This window comes from Aeromonas sp. FDAARGOS 1402, assembly GCF_019046925.1.
Taxonomy (GTDB): Bacteria; Pseudomonadota; Gammaproteobacteria; order Enterobacterales; family Aeromonadaceae; genus Aeromonas; species Aeromonas caviae.
On record NZ_CP077201.1, the window covers coordinates 2,521,655 to 2,537,916 of the forward strand.

Annotated in this window: 15 protein-coding genes and 2 pseudogenes; 1 reads left to right on the forward strand and 16 read right to left on the reverse strand. The window is 63.5% G+C overall.

Annotated features, from left to right (window positions below; all coding sequences use genetic code 11):
- Positions 1–50: 50 nt before the first annotated feature.
- The 12 genes and pseudogenes from I6L32_RS12070 to leuS all read right to left on the reverse strand — a co-directional run bounded on the left by I6L32_RS12070 (position 51) and on the right by leuS (position 11,224).
- Positions 51–998 carry a septal ring lytic transglycosylase RlpA family protein gene (locus I6L32_RS12070; protein ID WP_216943930.1) on the reverse strand — a complete coding sequence of 316 codons (948 nt, stop codon included), beginning with the start codon at positions 996–998 and terminating at the stop codon, positions 51–53.
- Positions 940–1,938 (reverse strand): lytic murein transglycosylase B, encoded by a 999-nt coding sequence (gene mltB, locus I6L32_RS12075; protein ID WP_048207098.1) that lies wholly within the window; start codon positions 1,936–1,938, stop codon positions 940–942. The genes I6L32_RS12070 and mltB overlap by 59 nt, the downstream gene beginning before the upstream one ends.
- A complete protein-coding gene (rodA, locus tag I6L32_RS12080) occupies positions 1,938–3,041 on the reverse strand; it encodes a rod shape-determining protein RodA (protein ID WP_039041107.1) in 1,104 nt (367 codons plus the stop codon). The genes mltB and rodA overlap by 1 nt, the downstream gene beginning before the upstream one ends.
- Positions 3,038–4,951 (reverse strand): penicillin-binding protein 2, encoded by a 1,914-nt coding sequence (gene mrdA / locus I6L32_RS12085; RefSeq protein ID WP_010673761.1) that lies wholly within the window; start codon positions 4,949–4,951, stop codon positions 3,038–3,040. The genes rodA and mrdA overlap by 4 nt, the downstream gene beginning before the upstream one ends.
- Before the next feature lie 64 nt (positions 4,952–5,015).
- On the reverse strand, positions 5,016–5,483 hold the full coding sequence (rlmH, locus tag I6L32_RS12090) for a 23S rRNA (pseudouridine(1915)-N(3))-methyltransferase RlmH (RefSeq protein WP_005298242.1): 468 nt from the start codon (positions 5,481–5,483) through the stop codon (positions 5,016–5,018).
- Positions 5,484–5,504: 21 nt separating this feature from the next.
- Entirely contained in the window at positions 5,505–5,846 is a 342-nt protein-coding gene (gene rsfS / locus I6L32_RS12095; protein WP_010673762.1) for a ribosome silencing factor, read from the reverse strand.
- Between the two features lie 211 nt (positions 5,847–6,057).
- Positions 6,058–6,711: a nicotinate-nucleotide adenylyltransferase gene (gene nadD / locus I6L32_RS12100; protein ID WP_216943931.1), complete on the reverse strand. Its 654-nt coding sequence runs from the start codon at positions 6,709–6,711 to the stop codon at positions 6,058–6,060.
- Positions 6,705–7,739: a DNA polymerase III subunit delta gene (holA, locus tag I6L32_RS12105; RefSeq protein ID WP_216943932.1), complete on the reverse strand. Its 1,035-nt coding sequence runs from the start codon at positions 7,737–7,739 to the stop codon at positions 6,705–6,707. The genes nadD and holA overlap by 7 nt, the downstream gene beginning before the upstream one ends.
- Positions 7,740–7,774: 35 nt before the next feature.
- Positions 7,775–7,882, reverse strand: a pseudogene (locus tag I6L32_RS12110) (DNA polymerase III subunit delta); the annotation flags it as partial.
- Between the two features lie 35 nt (positions 7,883–7,917).
- A pseudogene (locus tag I6L32_RS12115) lies at positions 7,918–8,025 on the reverse strand (DNA polymerase III subunit delta); the annotation flags it as partial.
- 27 nt (positions 8,026–8,052) lie between these two features.
- On the reverse strand, positions 8,053–8,535 hold the full coding sequence (gene lptE / locus I6L32_RS12120; protein WP_043153202.1) for an LPS assembly lipoprotein LptE: 483 nt from the start codon (positions 8,533–8,535) through the stop codon (positions 8,053–8,055).
- A gap of 112 nt (positions 8,536–8,647) precedes the next feature.
- Positions 8,648–11,224: a leucine--tRNA ligase gene (gene leuS, locus I6L32_RS12125; protein ID WP_216943933.1), complete on the reverse strand. Its 2,577-nt coding sequence runs from the start codon at positions 11,222–11,224 to the stop codon at positions 8,648–8,650.
- A 251-nt stretch (positions 11,225–11,475) separates the two neighbouring features.
- Here leuS and I6L32_RS12130 point away from each other — a divergent pair, with 251 nt between their 5' ends.
- Positions 11,476–11,964, forward strand: coding sequence for a zinc ribbon-containing protein (locus tag I6L32_RS12130; RefSeq protein WP_039041127.1), 489 nt, complete (start codon positions 11,476–11,478; stop codon positions 11,962–11,964).
- Between the two features lie 85 nt (positions 11,965–12,049).
- Here I6L32_RS12130 and lnt read toward each other — a convergent pair whose 3' ends face one another.
- From lnt to I6L32_RS12150, 4 genes are all read right to left on the reverse strand, one after another.
- Positions 12,050–13,579, reverse strand: a complete 1,530-nt coding sequence (lnt, locus tag I6L32_RS12135; RefSeq protein ID WP_160837071.1) for an apolipoprotein N-acyltransferase — start codon at positions 13,577–13,579, stop codon at positions 12,050–12,052.
- 180 nt (positions 13,580–13,759) lie between these two features.
- Positions 13,760–14,641 carry a CNNM family magnesium/cobalt transport protein CorC gene (corC, locus tag I6L32_RS12140; protein WP_010673769.1) on the reverse strand — a complete coding sequence of 294 codons (882 nt, stop codon included), beginning with the start codon at positions 14,639–14,641 and terminating at the stop codon, positions 13,760–13,762.
- Positions 14,642–14,736: 95 nt separating this feature from the next.
- A complete protein-coding gene (ybeY, locus tag I6L32_RS12145) occupies positions 14,737–15,201 on the reverse strand; it encodes an rRNA maturation RNase YbeY (protein ID WP_039041101.1) in 465 nt (154 codons plus the stop codon).
- Positions 15,198–16,256 (reverse strand): PhoH family protein, encoded by a 1,059-nt coding sequence (locus I6L32_RS12150; RefSeq protein ID WP_010673771.1) that lies wholly within the window; start codon positions 16,254–16,256, stop codon positions 15,198–15,200. The genes ybeY and I6L32_RS12150 overlap by 4 nt, the downstream gene beginning before the upstream one ends.
- Between the last annotated feature and the right edge of the window lie 6 nt (positions 16,257–16,262).

Below are 16,262 nucleotides of genomic sequence, written 5' to 3' on the forward strand. Positions count from 1 at the left end.
GGATGGTCCCCGACCTCGCGTCGTATCCCGGCGCGAGGTCGGGGCGGGTATCAGGGCACGATGAAGGCCTGCTCCAACCCACCCTGGCGGATCTGCTCGAGCAGGGGGGCCTGCTTGTCGCTGGCCACGGGCCCGAGCAGGACGCGGAAGACGGCGCCATGTGCCACCACCTGGTACGGCACGCCATAGCGCTGGGTCATCACCTTGCCCATGGCCTCGGCCCGCGCCTGCGAGCCGCTGGCGAGCACCTGGATCATCTTGCCCTGGGTCGCACCGGCCTTGGGGGGGGAGACGGTGGTGGTCGCCGTGGCGGCAGGAGCAGGAGCAGGAGCAGGAGCAGGAGCAGGGGCGGCCTTGGCCGGTGCCGTGGGGGCCGGCGTCTCGTTCACGAAGGAATTGGCGGCTGGCGCCGCAGGCTCCATGGGCGTCATCGGGGTCATGGGCACCATCTCCACCATCTGATCCGGCTGATCGGTGATGAGTTCGAGGCGCACCCGGGCCTCACCTCCTTCCACCATCTCCAGCTGCGCGGCGGCGGCGTGGGAGAGATCGATGAGGCGATCGCTGCCGAAGGGACCGCGATCATTGACGCGTACTATGGTCTCCAGACCGTTGTCCAGATTGGTGACCCGCACGTAGCTTGGCAGGGGCAGGTTGCGGTGGGCGGCGCTGAACAGGGTGCTGTCCTGCACGTCGCCGTTGGCAGTCTTGTTGCCGTCCAGATCCCGGGAGAGCCAGCTGGCAGTGCCTTCCTCGCTGTAGTGCTTGATGTCGCGCCACACCTCAAACTTCTGCTTGCCGATCCAGTAGTCCCGGTTGCCGCTCTCGCTCATGGGTTCGGGGCGGGGAATGGCGCCGGTCGCCTGGGGGATCTCGATGACCTGGGGCTTCTCCTGGGGGACGGGCTCCGGGGGCAGCGGCTGGGGTTCGGGTTGGCTGCTACAGGCGGCCAGCAACAAGGTCAGGCTGAGGGGAAGAAGTTTGTGGCTGTAATGCATAAGCGTCCTGGATGGCTTGACTGAGTTGATGCACCGCCATCGCATAGAGAGGGCTGCGATTGTAGCGGGTGATCACGTAAAAATTGTGGCGCGCGACCCAGTATTCCGGTCCTTCGGCCTGCTCCATCGCCAGCAGTTTTACCGGCGTCTCGGGTGACGGCGGTGTGGCGACTTCAATGCCCGCAGCGGCCAGATCTGCCCAGCGGTGTCTTAGCTCGGGCTCGGGTGCAAGCAGGGTACCTACTGGCGCCAATCCGATCAAGGCGGGCTCCACCACCGGCTCGCCCCAGCGCCAGTGGTGCAGGGCGAAGTAGTTGGCCACGCTGCCGATGGCATCTGCCGGGTTGGCGAAGAGATCCCGCTTGCCGTCTCCGTCGAAGTCGACCGCGTAGTGGCGGTAGCTGGAGGGCATGAACTGGCCCATGCCCATGGCGCCGGCATAGGAGCCCTTGAGGGTGGTGAGCGGCCACTTCTCTTCCCGGGCAAGCAGCACCAGCTGGGCAAATTCCTTGGCGAAGAAATCCGCCCGTTCGGGGTAGTGGAATCCCAGGGTGTAAAGGCTGTCGAGCACCGGATGGCGGCCCATCTGTCGACCGTAAAAGGTCTCGATGCCGATGATGGCGACGATGAGGGAGGCGGGGACCTGGTAGGTCTGCTCGGCCCGTGCCAGGGTGGCGGCATGGCGCTGCCAGAATCCCACTCCGTCCCGGATGCGCTCCGGAGTGACGAACAGCGGCCTGTAGCGGTGCCAGGGCTTGGCTTCCCAGGGGCGGCGGATGGTGTCCAGCACCTCCTGGCGCAGGCTGGCCTGGGCGGCGGCGGCCTGCAACTCTGCCAGCGGCACCTGCTGCTGCTCGGCCAGCAGGCTGAGCCGGGCCGGCGAGACGGCAGCACCCGCCGTCAGGGTGCACAGAGATAGAGCCAGCCAGCCGAGCCGCATCAGGCGAGCAGCCGCCTGTGGGTCTGGATGGACATCAGAACGCCGAAGCCCGCCATCAGGGTCACCATGGAGGTGCCGCCGTAGCTCACCAGTGGCAGGGGAACTCCTACCACCGGCAGGATGCCGCTTACCATGCCCATGTTGACGAACACATAGACGAAGAAGGTCAGGGTCAGGGCGCCCCCCAGCAGGCGTTCGAAGCTGTTCTGGGCCTGCATGGAGATAAACAGGCAGCGGCTGATGATGTAGAGGTAGATGACCAGCAAGAGGGCCACTCCCACCAGACCGAACTCCTCGCTGAAGACGGCGAAGATGAAGTCGGTGTGGCGCTCTGGCAGGAATTCGAGCTGGGACTGGGTGCCTTGCAGCCACCCCTTGCCGAACACGCCGCCGGAGCCGATCGCAATCTTGGACTGGATAATATGATAGCCGCGACCGAGCGGGTCCTTCTCCGGGTCCAGCAGCATCAGCACCCGCTGGCGCTGGTAGTCGTGCATCAGGAAGAACCAGAGTACCGGCATGAAGGCGCAGATGAGCAAGACCGCGAGCCCGATGAGCCACCAGCTGATCCCCGCCAGGAAGATGACGAAGAAGCCGGAAGCGGCCACCAGGATGGAGGTGCCGAGATCGGGTTGGGCCGCGATCAGCAGGGTGGGCAGCAGCACCATCACCAGGGCGATCATCACATGGCTGAACTTTGGCGGCAGGGAGTGCCGGCTGAGCCAGGCGGCCACCATGATGGGCATGGAGAGTTTCATCACCTCGGAGGGCTGGAACTTCATGAAGCCGAGATCGAGCCAGCGCTGGGCCCCCTTGCCGATATGGCCGAACACGTCCACCGCGATGAGTAGCAGCACCACCACCGCAAACAGGGGCACCGACCAGCGGGCATAGAGGGAGGGCGGCAGCTGGGCTATGCCGATCATCAGACCGAAGGCCAGGGCGCCGCGCACCAGCTGGCGCACGATGGAGTCGAGATCCTGGCCCGAGGCGGAGTAGAGCACCACCATGGAGAGGGCCATCAGGGTCAGCAGGCCGAGCAGCAGCGGCAGGTCGATGTGCAGCTTGTACCAGATGCTCTGCTGGCGGGCAGAATTACTCATTGGGAAACGACCTCACTCGGTTGGGACGGCTTTTCCGGTGCCGGTGGCAACTGGGGTTCCGGCGGGAGCAGATAGGCATCCAGCATGTGGCGGGCGACCGGTGCCGCCATGGCGCTGCCGCCCCCGGCGTTCTCCAGCACCAGGGCGACGACCGCCTTGGGTGCCTCGAAGGGGGCGAAGGCGACGAACAGGGCGTTGTCGCGGTGCTCCACCTTGGTGGTGGCCGCGTTGTAGACCTGGTTCTCCTTGAGACCCACCACCTGGGCGGTGCCGGACTTGCCCGCCGCCTTGTAGGGGGTATTGGCGAAGGCGCGGCGCCCCGTCCCTTCGTGGCCGTTGATGACGCGCCACATGCCGTCTTTGGCCACCTGCCAGTAGGTATCGCTCTTGGCGGCGATGGCCACGTTCGGGTTGATGGGGGCGTTGACCACGCCATCGGACGAGGCGGTGCTCTTGAGCAGGTGCGGCGTCACGTCGTGACCGTTCTGGGTCAGGATGCTGATGGCCTTGGCGAGCTGGATCGGGGTGGCGCTCCAGTAGCCCTGGCCGATGCCGATGGAGATGGTGTCCCCCTGGTACCAGGGTTGACGCCAGCGGGCCATCTTCCAGTCCCGGGAGGGCATGACGCCCCGGGTCTCTTCATAGAGGTCCACGCCGCTGTACTGGCCGAAGCCGAACTTGGTCATGTAGCTGTTGATCTTGTCGATGCCGACCCGGTAGGCGAGATCGTAGAAATAGGTATCCGCCGACACTTCGATGGCGCGATAGACGTCGAGCCAGCCGTGGCCCCAGCGGCGCCAGTCCCGGAACTTCTTGGTGGTGCCCGGGATGGAGAAGCTGGGCCCGCCGAAGTAGCGGTAATTGGGGGTGATCGCCCCCTCGTTGAGCCCCATCACCGCCATCATGGGCTTGACGGTGGAGGCGGGGGCATAGATGCCCTGGGTGGTGCGGTTCACCAGCGGCCGGGCGGGATCATTGAGCAGCGCCGAGTAGTTGGCGCTGGAGATGCCGGTCACGAACAGGTTGGGGTCGTAGCTCGGGCTCGACTCCATGGCCAGGATGGCGCCGGTGTTGGGCTCCATCATCACGATGGCGCCCCGGCGGCCGGCCAGCAGCTCCTGGGCCTTCAACTGCAGGCGGATGTCGATGTTGAGGTAGATGTCCTTGCCGGGCTCGGGGGGCTGGAATTTCAGGGTACGTACCACCCGGCCGCGGTTGTTCACCTCGACCTCCTGATAACCCGCCACGCCGTGCAGCTGATCCTCGTAGTACTTCTCCACCCCCTGTTTGCCGATGTCCTTGGTGGCGGCATAGTTGGCGAGCTTCTCCTCCTTCTCGAGGCGCTCCACGTCACGGGTGTTGATCTTGGCCACGTAGCCCAGGGCATGGGTGAGGGTATCGCCGAACGGGTAGTAGCGCTTGAGGTAGGCCTCGATGCTGGCCCCCGGGTAGTTGTGCTGGTTGACCGAGAAGAGGGCGACCTGGTATTCGGTCAGCTTCTCGAACAGGGGCACGGGCTTGAAGCGGCGCTGACGCTTGACCTCGGCCAGGAACTTCTCCTTGGTCCCCTCCGGCAGGGCCAGCAGGGTGATGAGGTCGTCCGCGGTCTTCTCCAGGTTCTCGGTCTCTTCGGGCACGATCTCCAGGCTGTAGACCGGGCGGTTTTCCGCCAGCAGGACACCGTTGGCGTCGTAGATGAGGCCACGGGGCGGCGCCACCGGTACCACACGGATGCGGTTGTCGTTGGAACGGGTCTGATAGGTTTCGTAAGACTCTACTTGCAGGTAGTAGAGGTTAGCCAGCAGCACCAGCATGAGGGTGACCATGCCGATGTAGGCGACCAGGGTGCGCCGGAAGAACAGACGTCCCTCGGCACTGTGATCGCGCATTTCAATGCGATTCTTCAGCATGCCGTTACCTTGTGGCTGACGTGCGGGTGAGAGAGGAGAAATGCATGCTCAGGGTCGGCATGGGTCACTCTCTGTGATAAGGGTGATTGGTGGTGATGCTCCAGGCGCGGTAGAGGCTCTCGGCCACCAGTACCCGCACCAGGGGATGGGGCAGGGTCAGGGGCGAGAGCGACCAGCTCTGCTCCGCGGCAGCCTTGCACTCGGGGGAGAGCCCCTCCGGGCCACCCACCAGCAGCGCCACATCCCGGCCATCCAGCTTCCAGGCTTCCAGTTGCACGGCGAGCTGCTCCGTGGTCCAGGGCTTGCCCGGAATGTCCAGGGTCACGATACGGGAGCGGCCGGCGGCGGCCAGCATGGCTTCCCCTTCCTTTTGCAGGATGCGGGGAATGTCGGCATTCTTGCCGCGCTTGCCTGCGCCGATCTCGACCAGCTCGAACGGCATGTCTTTGGGGAAGCGGCGACGGTACTCTTCGAAGCCATGCTCTACCCAGGCAGGCATCTTGGTGCCCACGGCAATCAACTGGATCTTCATCTTTGGTTACGCTGTCGCCCTTTATTGCGAATTGACCTGGGCGGCGCCGCTCCAGAGTTTTTCCAGCTGGTAGAAGTCGCGGTATTCATCCTGCATCACGTGGACGATGACCGACCCCATGTCCACCAGCACCCACTCACCGGTGAGTTCCCCTTCCACGCTCAGCAGGTCGAGCCCCGCATGACGGGCCTCGCTGGCGAGGTTGTGGGCGATGGCACTGACGTGACGATTGGAGTTGCCGGAGCAGATGATCATGGTGTCCGTGATGCTGGATTTGCCGCGCACATCGAGGGTGATGATGTCGCGGCCTTTCATGTCATCGATCTTGTCGACGATAAAGGCGAGCAATTCTTGGCCTTGCAATGTCTTCTCCTATCTTCCGGCGCCAGAGGGCGGCGGATTATATCATGGTCACTCCCGTTTCCCAGCCTGGCAAAGGGAGCATCGCCCGGGGAGCCGTCCCGTGGGGGGGGGCCCCTTGACGATCACTATAGTGTGCAACCCGGCCTGGCAATAGTCAGGGCCGGGCCCGGTGCGCCCGGACGTGTCGGCTGAGCCGCCTGCGTGGCGCCGTTTACTGCGTTGCCGATGAGCGGTAGAGCCCGTGGCGCCGGATATAGTCGGCGACCGGGTTGGGCAGCAGGTATTTGGGATCCTGGCCTGCCGCGAGCAGGGCACGCAGGCGTGTGGCCGACAGCTCGACGGGCAGGTTGTCACAAAGCCAGACATGACCGTGGCGCTGGCGATGGAGATCCTGAATGTCCCGGGTCTGGTGGCGGGCCAGCAGCTCGGCCACCTGGACGGGATAATCCGGTTGCCAGCCTGGGCGGCAGCTCACCACCAGGTGGGCGTAATCGAGCAGCTCCTGCCAGCGGTGCCAGCCCGGCAGGCCGAGCAGGGAATCCATCCCCATCAAAAAGCAGAGCGGGGTGTCCGGCAGCTCGCTCCTCAACTCGGCAAGGGTGTCGATGGTCCAGGAGGGAGTGTCGCGCCTGAGCTCCCGCTCATCCACCACGAATCCCGGGTTGTCCGCCGCAGCCAGCGCGACCATGGCCAGACGCTGCTCGCTGGAGCAGAGCGGATTGGCCCGGTGGGGCGGGATATGGTTCGGGAGCAGGCGCACCTCGGCCAGACCCAGGGCGTCCCGTGCCTCGATGGCGGGCCTCAGGTGGCCGATGTGAATGGGATCGAAGGTGCCGCCGAGGATCCCGATGGGCGGTGTCAGCATGATTCCGTCTCCAGCAGGGGGAGCGGGGTACCGTCACGAAAGCCGAGGGCGATGGTTTGCAGCATCAGCCAGGCCTGTTCGGTGTCGAAATGGCGCTGGGCATGGTCCAGCTGGGCCATCAGTTGCCAGAGTTGCCGGATCTTGGGGAAGGGAAGCCGGGTCAGCGCCTGCTGGATGAGCTGCTGGCGGCTCTGCCAGATGCGCAGGCGGCTGAAATGCTCCACCAGGGGCTGTCCGGCGCGGGCGGCCAGCGCCAGCTCGGTGAGCAGCTCCAGTTCGCGGCACAGGGTCCAGGCCAGCATGCCGGGTTCGGTGCCCTCGGCGCGCAGGGCCAGCAGGATGCGCTGGGCCCGGTTCACCTTTCCTTCCAGCAGGGTATCGACGAGCTGGAAGGGGGTGAAGTGGGCGTGGCGGATGATGGTCTCCTGCAGATAGGCGACGCTGATGGGCTGGGGCGGGGAGAGCAGGGTCAGCTTCTCGATCTCCTGGCTCGCGGCCAGCAGGTTGCCCTCGTAGGCGTGGCACATGAAGTTGACCGCATCCGGCAGCGCCTTGAGGCCGAAGCGCTGAAAGCGGGCGCTCATCCAGCGCGGGAAGAAGCGGGGTTCGGGGTGGTTGACCGGCACATAGGTGCCGCTCTGGCTCAGCTTGTCGAACCAGGCCGCCTTCATCTGGGTCTGGTTGAGGCGGGGGCCCGAGAGCACCAGCAGCAGGTCGGGGTGGAGCTGCTTGCCAATGTCGCTGATGCGGGCGGCGAGATCCTTGTCGATCTTGGCGGGCAGCTCCAGCTCGATGATCTGGCGGGCCGAGAACAGGCTCATGGCCTGGCAGGCATCGTAGACCTGGTTCCAGTCCAGCCCCTGTTCCACCACGAAGCTGTGGCGCTCATCGAAGCCCTGTTTGCGTGCCACCTGACGCACGGCGTCGACAGCTTCCAGTTTGAGCAGGGGCTCGTCCCCAAAAATGAGATAGCAGGGCTTGAGCCCTGCCTTGAGATGATCCGCGAGTTGTTCAGGGTAAATCCGCATCAGAACCTGGCCTGGTTGAGGGGGAAGGATGCACGGTCGATGGCTTGCTCATTCTTGAACAGGAAATCGTCCCCGAAAATGAGATAGCAGGGCTTGAGCCCTGCCTTGAGGTGATCCGCGAGTTGTTCAGGGTAAATCCGCATCAGAACCTGGCCTGGTTGAGGGGGAAGGATGCACGGTCGATGGCTTGCTCATTCTTGAACAGGAGATCGTCCCCGAAAATGAGATAGCAGGGCTTGAGCCCTGCCTTGAGGTGATCCGCAAACTGCTCGGGATAGACTCTCATCAACACCCTCTCATCAAGATACGCGCATCAGAACTTGACCTGACTGAGCTGGCGAATAACCAGGTTGGCGGCCTGCTCCTGCATCTCCTTGCCCAGCTGCTCCTGCTCGCGGGAGGAGGCGAGTGCCGCATCCGGCTTGTTCAGGAAGCTGCGGTTGAAGGTGATGGGGAAGACCTGGGTCGGTTTGCCCGGCATGACCACGGTGAACTGGGTGCTGTAACTCAGCAGGTATTCGCGGTCCTGGCCGATGGAGTCGACCGAGGCGACCTGGCTGCGGCTACGTACCCCGGCCAGGGTCAGCACCGGGATGCCCTCCTTGTCGGCGAGTTCGACGCCAGCGGCCTTGAGACGGGTGGTGACCAGTCGGTAGAAGTCGCTCTTGTTGTCACCGACCACTTTCATGGTCATCAGCTCGGGGGGAATGGCGGTGCCCCGCATCTGAAAACCGCAGGCCTGCAGCAGCAGTCCTGCCAGCACGATGGCCATCCAGCGCGTGAAGATGGTGCCCATAAAAAATCCTCTTTGCATGAAGGGAAGAGCGGCGGGCGCAAGGCCCGCCGTCATCATCCGTGTGTCGTCAGCCCCTGGCCCGGACCGTCGGCCGCCGCCAGGGGAGGCGTCATCAGTTGGCCACGATGTTGAGCAGCTTGCCCGGCACGTACACGACTTTGCGCACGGTCAGACCGTCGGTGAACTTCTGTACGGACGCATCGGCCATGGCCAGCTTCTCGACGTCGGCCTGGCTTATCTCGGCCGGTACGGTCAGTTTGCCGCGCATCTTGCCGTTGATCTGCACCACCACCAGCTTCTCGGTCTCGACCATGGCCGCTTCGTCAGCCACTGGCCAGGTCGCGACATCGATGTCCCCTTCCTTGCCCAGCATCTTCCACAGCTCGAAGCCGATGTGCGGGGTGATGGGGTAGAGCATGACCACGACCGCTTCCAGCGCTTCCTGCATCAGGGCGCGATCCTGAGCGTCGCTGCCCAGTTTTGCCAGGTTGTTCATCAGCTCCATAATGGCAGCGATGGCGGTGTTGAAGGTCTGACGGCGACCCACGTCGTCGCTCACCTTGGCGATGGTCTTGTGCAGCTCGCGGCGCACGGCTTTCTGGTCGCTGGTGAGGGCGGCGACGTCCAGTGCGGCAACGGCGCCACCGGATACGTGCTCGAAGGTGATGCGCCACAGGCGGCGCAGGAAGCGCTGGGCACCTTCCACGCCGGAGTCGGACCACTCCAGGGTCATCTCGGCCGGGGAGGCGAACATCATGAACAAACGGACGGTATCGGCGCCGTAACGCTCCACCATCAACTGCGGGTCGATGCCGTTGTTCTTGGACTTAGACATCTTGGTCATGCCGGAGTGCATCACTTCACGACCCTCAAGGTCGACAGCCTTGGTGATGCGGCCCTTGTCGTCACGTTCCACCTTGACGTCGAGGGGGCTGACCCAGACGTTGCCGCCCTTCTCATCCTTGTAGTAGAAGGCGTCGGCCAGCACCATGCCCTGGCAAAGCAGACGCTTGAACGGCTCGTCGCTGTTCACCAGGCCCGCATCGCGCAGCAGCTTGTGGAAGAAGCGGGCATAGAGCAGGTGCATACAGGCGTGCTCGATGCCGCCGATGTACTGATCCACCGGCAGCCAGTGGTTGGCGGCCGCCGGATCCAACATGCCCTTGTCGTAGTCCGGGGAGCAGTAGCGGGCGTAGTACCAGGAGGACTCCATGAAGGTGTCGAAGGTATCGGTCTCGCGGAACGCTTCCTGGCCGTTATACGTGGTCTTGGCCCACTCGGCGTCGGCCTTGATCGGGCTCTGGATGCCATCCATCACCACGTCTTCCGGCAGCAGTACCGGAAGCTGATCTTCCGGGGTCGGCACCACGGTACCGTCCGCCAGGGTCAGCATGGGGATGGGAGCGCCCCAGTAGCGCTGACGGGAGACACCCCAGTCGCGCAGACGGTAGTTGACGGTGCGCTTGCCCTTGCCGAGCCCTTCCAGCTTGTTGGCGATGGCATCGAAGGCACCCTGGAAGTCGAGGCCGTCGAACTCGCCGGAGTTGAACAGCACGCCCTTCTCGGTATAAGCCGCTTCGCTCACGTCGACGTCACCATCAACCGGCTTGATGACAGGCTTGATCTCGAGGCCGTACTTGGTGGCGAATTCGTGGTCACGCAGGTCGTGACCCGGTACTGCCATCACGGCGCCGGTGCCGTAGTTCATCAGCACGAAGTTGGCGACCCAGACGGGCACCTTGCGGCCATCCAGCGGGTGAATGGCGTAGAGGCCGGTGGCCATGCCCTTCTTCTCCATGGTGGCCAGTTCAGCTTCGGCCACCTTGGTGTTCTTGCACTCTTCGATGAAGGCGGCCAGCTCCGGATTGTTCTGGGCTGCTTGCAGCGCCAGCGGGTGACCGGCGGCGATGCCCACATAGGTCACACCCATGAAGGTGTCCGGACGGGTGGTGTAGACCTCGAGGTGCTCGGCCTGACCGTCGATATTGAAGCTGATGTTGACCCCTTCGGAGCGGCCAATCCAGTTGCGCTGCATGGTCTTGACCATTTCCGGCCAGCCTTCCAGATTGTCGATGTCGTTCAGCAGCTCTTCGGCGTAGTCGGTGATCTTGATGAACCACTGGGGGATCTCTTTCTGTTCCACCGGGGTATCACAGCGCCAGCAGCAGTTGTCCACTACCTGCTCGTTGGCCAGCACCGTCATGTCGTTCGGGCACCAGTTGACGGAGGAGGTCTTCTTGTAGACCAGACCCTTCTCGTAGAGCTTGGTGAAGAACCACTGCTCCCAGCGGTAGTAGTCCGGCTTGCAGGTGGCCAGCTCCCGATCCCAGTCATAGCCCAGACCCAGCATCTTCAGCTGGTTCTTCATGTATTCGATGTTTTCGTAGGTCCAGGGGGCTGGCGCCGTGTTGTTCTTGATGGCGGCGTTTTCTGCAGGCAGGCCGAAGGCGTCCCAACCGATGGGTTGCAGCACGTTCTTGCCATTGAGCCGTTGATAACGGGAGATCACATCACCTATGGTGTAGTTGCGAACGTGCCCCATGTGTAGACGACCAGACGGATAGGGGAACATGGAGAGGCAGTAGAACTTTTCCTTGTCTACTTTCTCCACCGCCTTGAAGGTTTTCTTGGCATCCCAGTGCTTCTGCACTGCTGGTTCTATGGATTGGGGAACGTATTGCTCTTGCATTGGTGACATCCGGATCTGTGAAATGAATAGATAAAACGGCTGGGAAATCCCGATAGAATACCCATATCCTGCGGCGGCAACAACCGCCAGCATCCGCCCGGTCTCGGGCCAGGTCCGGTACCCGCGAGGATTTGCAGAGCCGCAAGAGCCGCGAGAGTCGCAACGAAGTGAGAATGGCAACCGCCGCCCGTATCCGCCGAGCCCGAGGTCAGGGTCTGGCTCGATCGGGATTCAGCAGAGGAGTGATGGCCATGGACAAACGTCGACAAGGGTATGAAGCCTTTATCGCCCAGCTCAAGAAGCAGTGGGAAGAGACGGAAGCGTTTCAGGGAGAGCGCCTCAACCGGATGATCGCCAAGGTGCAGGCCTATCTGGAGGCGGCCGGGGATCTGACCCAGGACGAGCTGGCGCTGATCGCCGAGTATGTGAAGCGGGATCTGGGCAACTATGACGAAGGGCGCAAGGATGATCAGGTGGAGGAGTCGGCCTTCATGCTGGCGCTCAAGGACACCGCCTGGTCCTGGTTGGCAGACGTGACCGACCGCACCCAGGTGGAGTGGCAGGAGTTGGCGGACGAGCTGGAACACAAGGGGGTCTACCGGGCGGGGGACTGGGTGGGACTCGGGGTGCTGGTGTGCGATCACTGCGAGTGGCGCCATACCGTGCTGCACCCGGAGCAGCTTGGCACCTGCCCCGAGTGCGGGGCCGATGAATATCATCGCGAGCCGCTGTCTCCTTGAGCCACCAGACTGTGCCAAGCCATAAGCCAAACCATAAAAAGAGGCGCCCAAGGGCGCCTCTTTTGTTTATCGGGGTTGTGTGGTCTTAGCCCTTGCGTGCCCAGGGGTGGGCGCGGGGGCGCAGCCACAGGGCCAGCCCCAGCAGGGCGGCGGCCAGGCCATACATTGGCCAGCTGCCAAAACGCAGATAGGGGGTCTGGCCGTGGGCGGGGCGTACCTCGGCACGCAATACTCCAGCCTCGAACTGCGGGATCTGGGCGATGATGCTGCCGTCTATCTCGGTGACGATGGTGATGCCGGTGTTGGTGTCGCGCAGCAGCGGGCGGGCCAGCTCGAGGGCGCGCATGCGGGCGATCTCCATGTGCTGCCAGGGGCCGATGCTGGTACCGAACCAGGCGTCGTTGGAGACGGTCAGCAGAAAGTCGGTATCCGGCTGCACGTTGCGGCGCACCTCGTCCGGGAAGATGATCTCGTAACAGATGGCGGCTGCAAACTTGAGCCCCTTGGCGATCAGGTTCGGCTGCACCTCGTCACCCCGGCTGAAGGAGGACATGGGGAGGTTGAAGAAGGGGGCGATGGGACGCAGCAGATCTTCGAAGGGTACGAACTCGCCGATGGGCAGCAGGTGGTACTTGTAGTAGCGGTTCTTGTGCTCGTAGTAGTAGGACTCCTTGCCTTCTGCATCCTGCACCCCCATGCCGAGCACGGTATTGAAGAAGCGCTGCTGTTTCAGGTCGTAATGGATGATCCCCGCCAGCAGGCCGGTGTCGTTCACCTTCATCGCCTTGTCCAGGCTCTCCAGATAGGTACCCATCTCCTTCTCGATGGCCGGGATGGCGGACTCCGGCCAGACGATGATGTCGGCATCCTGGTTCTCGCGGCTGAGATCCTGATACTTGCGCACGGTCGGCACTAGGGCCTCCGGATCCCACTTGAGGGACTGCTCGATGTTGCCCTGCACCAGCGCGACCTTGACCGGCTCACCCCGGGTCACCCAGTTGAGCTGCATCAGCCCTTGGGCGGCGCCCACCAGGGCAACGGGGAGCAGCAGCCAGGCCGGCTTGCGGTGCTGCCATACCAGCCAGAGGGCGGAGGCGGTGAGCAGCAGGGCGAGGGTGATGCCCTGCACCCCGAGAAGGGGAGCGAAGCCCTTGAGGGGGCCGTCTATCTGGGTGTAGCCGAACCAGAGCCAGGGGTAGCCTGTCATCACCCAGCCCCGCAGCCAGTCGGCCATCAGCCAGAGCGCCGGGAAGGCGAGCAGCCAGCGGCTCCAGTGGCGGCCGACAAAGAAGCGGGCGAAGAGCCAGCAAGCCAGGGTCGGGTAGAGGGAGAGATAGGCGCAGAGCCCGGCCAGCAGCACGAAGGCGGCCGGCAGCGGAATGCCGCCAAACTCCGTCATGCTGACGTGGATCCACCACTGCCCGGGCAGGAACAGACCCATGGCGTAGCCGAAGCCTCGCCAGGCTGCCTGTTTGGGGGTGGCCTTGTCCAGCAGGGCGTAAAGGCCGAGCAGGGAGGGGATCACCAGGGGCCAGTAGCCGAAAGGGGAGAAGGCCAACACGGCGATGGCGCCGCTGGCAATGGCAAACAGGCTGGTCAGGAGTTTCGATTTCACGGGGGATCGGGGCTCGAATTGGACTGAATGGAAACACAATGGCCGACATCTTAACCGCAAACCGGGTCAACGGCGAGCCTCGCGGTCGGCGTGGGCCCAGGGGCGGTCGCGCGGCGGGAGAGAGGTAAAAAAAGCGCCCCTGACGAGAGGGGCGCGGGATGTGCATGGTGCTGGGCGGGATCAGGACTCCGGCTGCGCCGCCGCATGATGCTCGGGGATCTTCACCTGCAACTGTTGCAGGCGACGGCGATCGGCGTGCATCACCTTGAACAGGTAGCCGTCGAGTTCGATCTCTTCCCCCTTCTTGGGCAGGTGGCTGAAGGCGTGCATCACCAGACCGCCGACGGTGTCCACCTCTTCATCGCTGAACTGGGTGCCGAAGAAGTCGTTGAAGTCCTCGATCTCTGTCAGCGCGCTCACCGAGAAGACCCGCTTGCTGATGCGGCGGATCTCTTCCGGCTCGTCCTCGATGTCGTCGAACTCGTCGTCAATCTCGCCGACGATGAGCTCCAGAATGTCCTCGATGGTCACGAGACCAGAGACACCGCCAAACTCGTCCACCACGATGGCCATGTGGTAGCGCTCTTCCCGGAACTCCTTGAGCAGGCGATCGACCCGCTTGCTCTCCGGTACGATCACCGTGGGACGCAGGATCTTCTCCAGCTGGAGCGGCTCGCTGGCATGCTGGCCGCCAAACCCGAACGGCAGCAGATCCTTGGCGAGCAAGATGCCCTCCACGTGATCCTTGTCTTCGTTGATCACCGGGAAGCGGGAGTGGCCGGATTCGATGATGACCGGCAGGAACTCGTCCACCGGCTGGGACTTCTCGATGGTCACCATCTGGGAGCGGGGGATCATGATGTCACGCACGCGCAGCTCGGCAATTTCGAGCACGCCCTCGATCATGTCCTTGGTGTCCTGATCGATGAGGTCCCGCTCTTCGGCATCGGCGATGACCTCTACCAGATCGTTGCGGTCTTTTGGCTCGCCCTGGAAGAGTTGGCTGAGTTTGTCGAGCCAGGTTTTCTTCGGCGAGCCGGTACTAGGGTGATCGTCGGTCATTTTCTCTCTTGGTTACTCGTATGAACACACTTGAAATCGTTGTGGTTATATGAGGATGGGCATCGGCTGTTTCAAGACGATGACCATCCAGTTCGTTACTCTTCGTCGTTCAGATAAGGATCGGCGAAGCCCAGTTCCTGCATGATGTCGCGCTCGAGCTGCTCCATCTCCTCGGCTTCCTCGTCCTCGATATGGTCATAACCTAGCAGATGCAGACTGCCATGCACAACCATGTGAGCCCAGTGGGCCATCAGGGGCTTGCCCTGTTCGACGGCTTCAGCCTCGACCACCTGGCGGCAGATCACCAGATCCCCGAGCAGGGGCAGCTCGAGACCCGGTGGCGCCTCGAAGGGGAAGGAGAGAACGTTGGTGGGCTTGTCCTTGCCGCGATAGGTATGGTTGAGCTCGCGGCTCTCCGCCTCGTCCACCAGGCGCACCGTCACCTCGGCCTCGGGCTGGAAGCCCAGAATGGTGCCGTCGAGCCAGCCTTGCAGCTGGGCCTCGGTCGGCAGGCCGTCCGGGCTGGCGCAGGCCAGTTGCAGATCCAGGGTCACGCTCATTGGGCACTCTCTTTGCTGGTGTTTTCGTTGCGGGGAGTGGCTGCGCTCTTCTCGGCCGCCTGCTGGGCATCGAATGCCTCGTAGGCCTGCACGATGCGGGCCACCACGGGATGGCGCACCACGTCCTTGGACTCGAAGAAGTTGAAGGAGAGGCCATCGACCCCCTGCAACACCTCTAGGGCGTGGCGCAGACCGGATTTGGTGCTGCGAGGCAAGTCCACCTGGGTGATGTCGCCGGTCACCACCGCCTTGGAGTTGAAGCCGATGCGGGTCAGGAACATCTTCATCTGTTCCGTGGTGGTGTTCTGGGCCTCGTCCAGGATGATGAAGGCGTCGTTGAGGGTGCGGCCGCGCATGTAGGCAAGCGGCGCCACCTCGATGACGTTGCGCTCCATCAGCTTCTCCACCCGCTCGAAGCCCAGCATCTCGAACAGGGCGTCGTAGAGGGGGCGCAGGTAGGGGTCCACCTTCTGGGAAAGATCGCCGGGCAGAAAGCCGAGCTTCTCACCGGCTTCCACCGCCGGGCGGGTCAGCAGGATGCGGCGGATCTCCTGGCGCTCCAGGGCATCCACGGCGGCGGCCACGGCGAGATAGGTCTTGCCGGTCCCGGCGGGCCCGATGCCGAAGCTGATGTCGTGGCGCACGATATTGGCGATGTACTGGGCCTGGTTCGGGCTGCGGGGCTTGATGAGACCGCGCTTGGTCTTGACCGTGACCTCCTTGCCGTAGGGCAGGGAAGGGGCAGGTTCGTCGTCCTGCTCCAGCACGCGGGACTCCTGCACCGCCAGGTGCACCATCTCGGGGGTGATGTCGCTCACCTTGCTCCCCTTGAGGGGCTGGGTTTCCACATAGAGGTGCTTGAGGATGACGGCAGCCGCCTCCACCTGGGCCTGCTTGCCGATCACTTGGAAGTGGTTGTCCCGGTAGCTTATCTCGATGCCGAGACGGCGCTCCAGCTGCTTGAGGTTGTCGTCAAAGGGTCCGCACAGGCTGGCGAGGCGCTGGTTGTCGGCGGGTTCAAGGTGCAGATTCAGGGTGGAGATGTGTCGGCTCAAGGTGTC

Excerpts from the sequence above, each read along its gene's own strand:
- rodA (WP_039041107.1), bottom strand. The coding sequence starts at position 3,041 with ATGAGTAATTCTGCCCGCCAGCAGAGCATCTGGTACAAGCTGCACATC.
- nadD (WP_216943931.1), bottom strand. The coding sequence starts at position 6,711 with ATGCTGACACCGCCCATCGGGATCCTCGGCGGCACCTTCGATCCCATT.
- lptE (WP_043153202.1), bottom strand. The coding sequence starts at position 8,535 with ATGGGCACCATCTTCACGCGCTGGATGGCCATCGTGCTGGCAGGACTG.
- I6L32_RS12070 (WP_216943930.1), bottom strand. The coding sequence starts at position 998 with ATGCATTACAGCCACAAACTTCTTCCCCTCAGCCTGACCTTGTTGCTG.
- mrdA (WP_010673761.1), bottom strand. The coding sequence starts at position 4,951 with ATGCTGAAGAATCGCATTGAAATGCGCGATCACAGTGCCGAGGGACGT.
- ybeY (WP_039041101.1), bottom strand. The coding sequence starts at position 15,201 with ATGAGCGTGACCCTGGATCTGCAACTGGCCTGCGCCAGCCCGGACGGC.
- I6L32_RS12130 (WP_039041127.1), top strand. The coding sequence starts at position 11,476 with ATGGACAAACGTCGACAAGGGTATGAAGCCTTTATCGCCCAGCTCAAG.
- mltB (WP_048207098.1), bottom strand. The coding sequence starts at position 1,938 with ATGCGGCTCGGCTGGCTGGCTCTATCTCTGTGCACCCTGACGGCGGGT.
- rlmH (WP_005298242.1), bottom strand. The coding sequence starts at position 5,483 with ATGAAGATCCAGTTGATTGCCGTGGGCACCAAGATGCCTGCCTGGGTA.
- holA (WP_216943932.1), bottom strand. The coding sequence starts at position 7,739 with ATGCGGATTTACCCTGAACAACTCGCGGATCATCTCAAGGCAGGGCTC.
- corC (WP_010673769.1), bottom strand. The coding sequence starts at position 14,641 with ATGACCGACGATCACCCTAGTACCGGCTCGCCGAAGAAAACCTGGCTC.
- leuS (WP_216943933.1), bottom strand. The coding sequence starts at position 11,224 with ATGCAAGAGCAATACGTTCCCCAATCCATAGAACCAGCAGTGCAGAAG.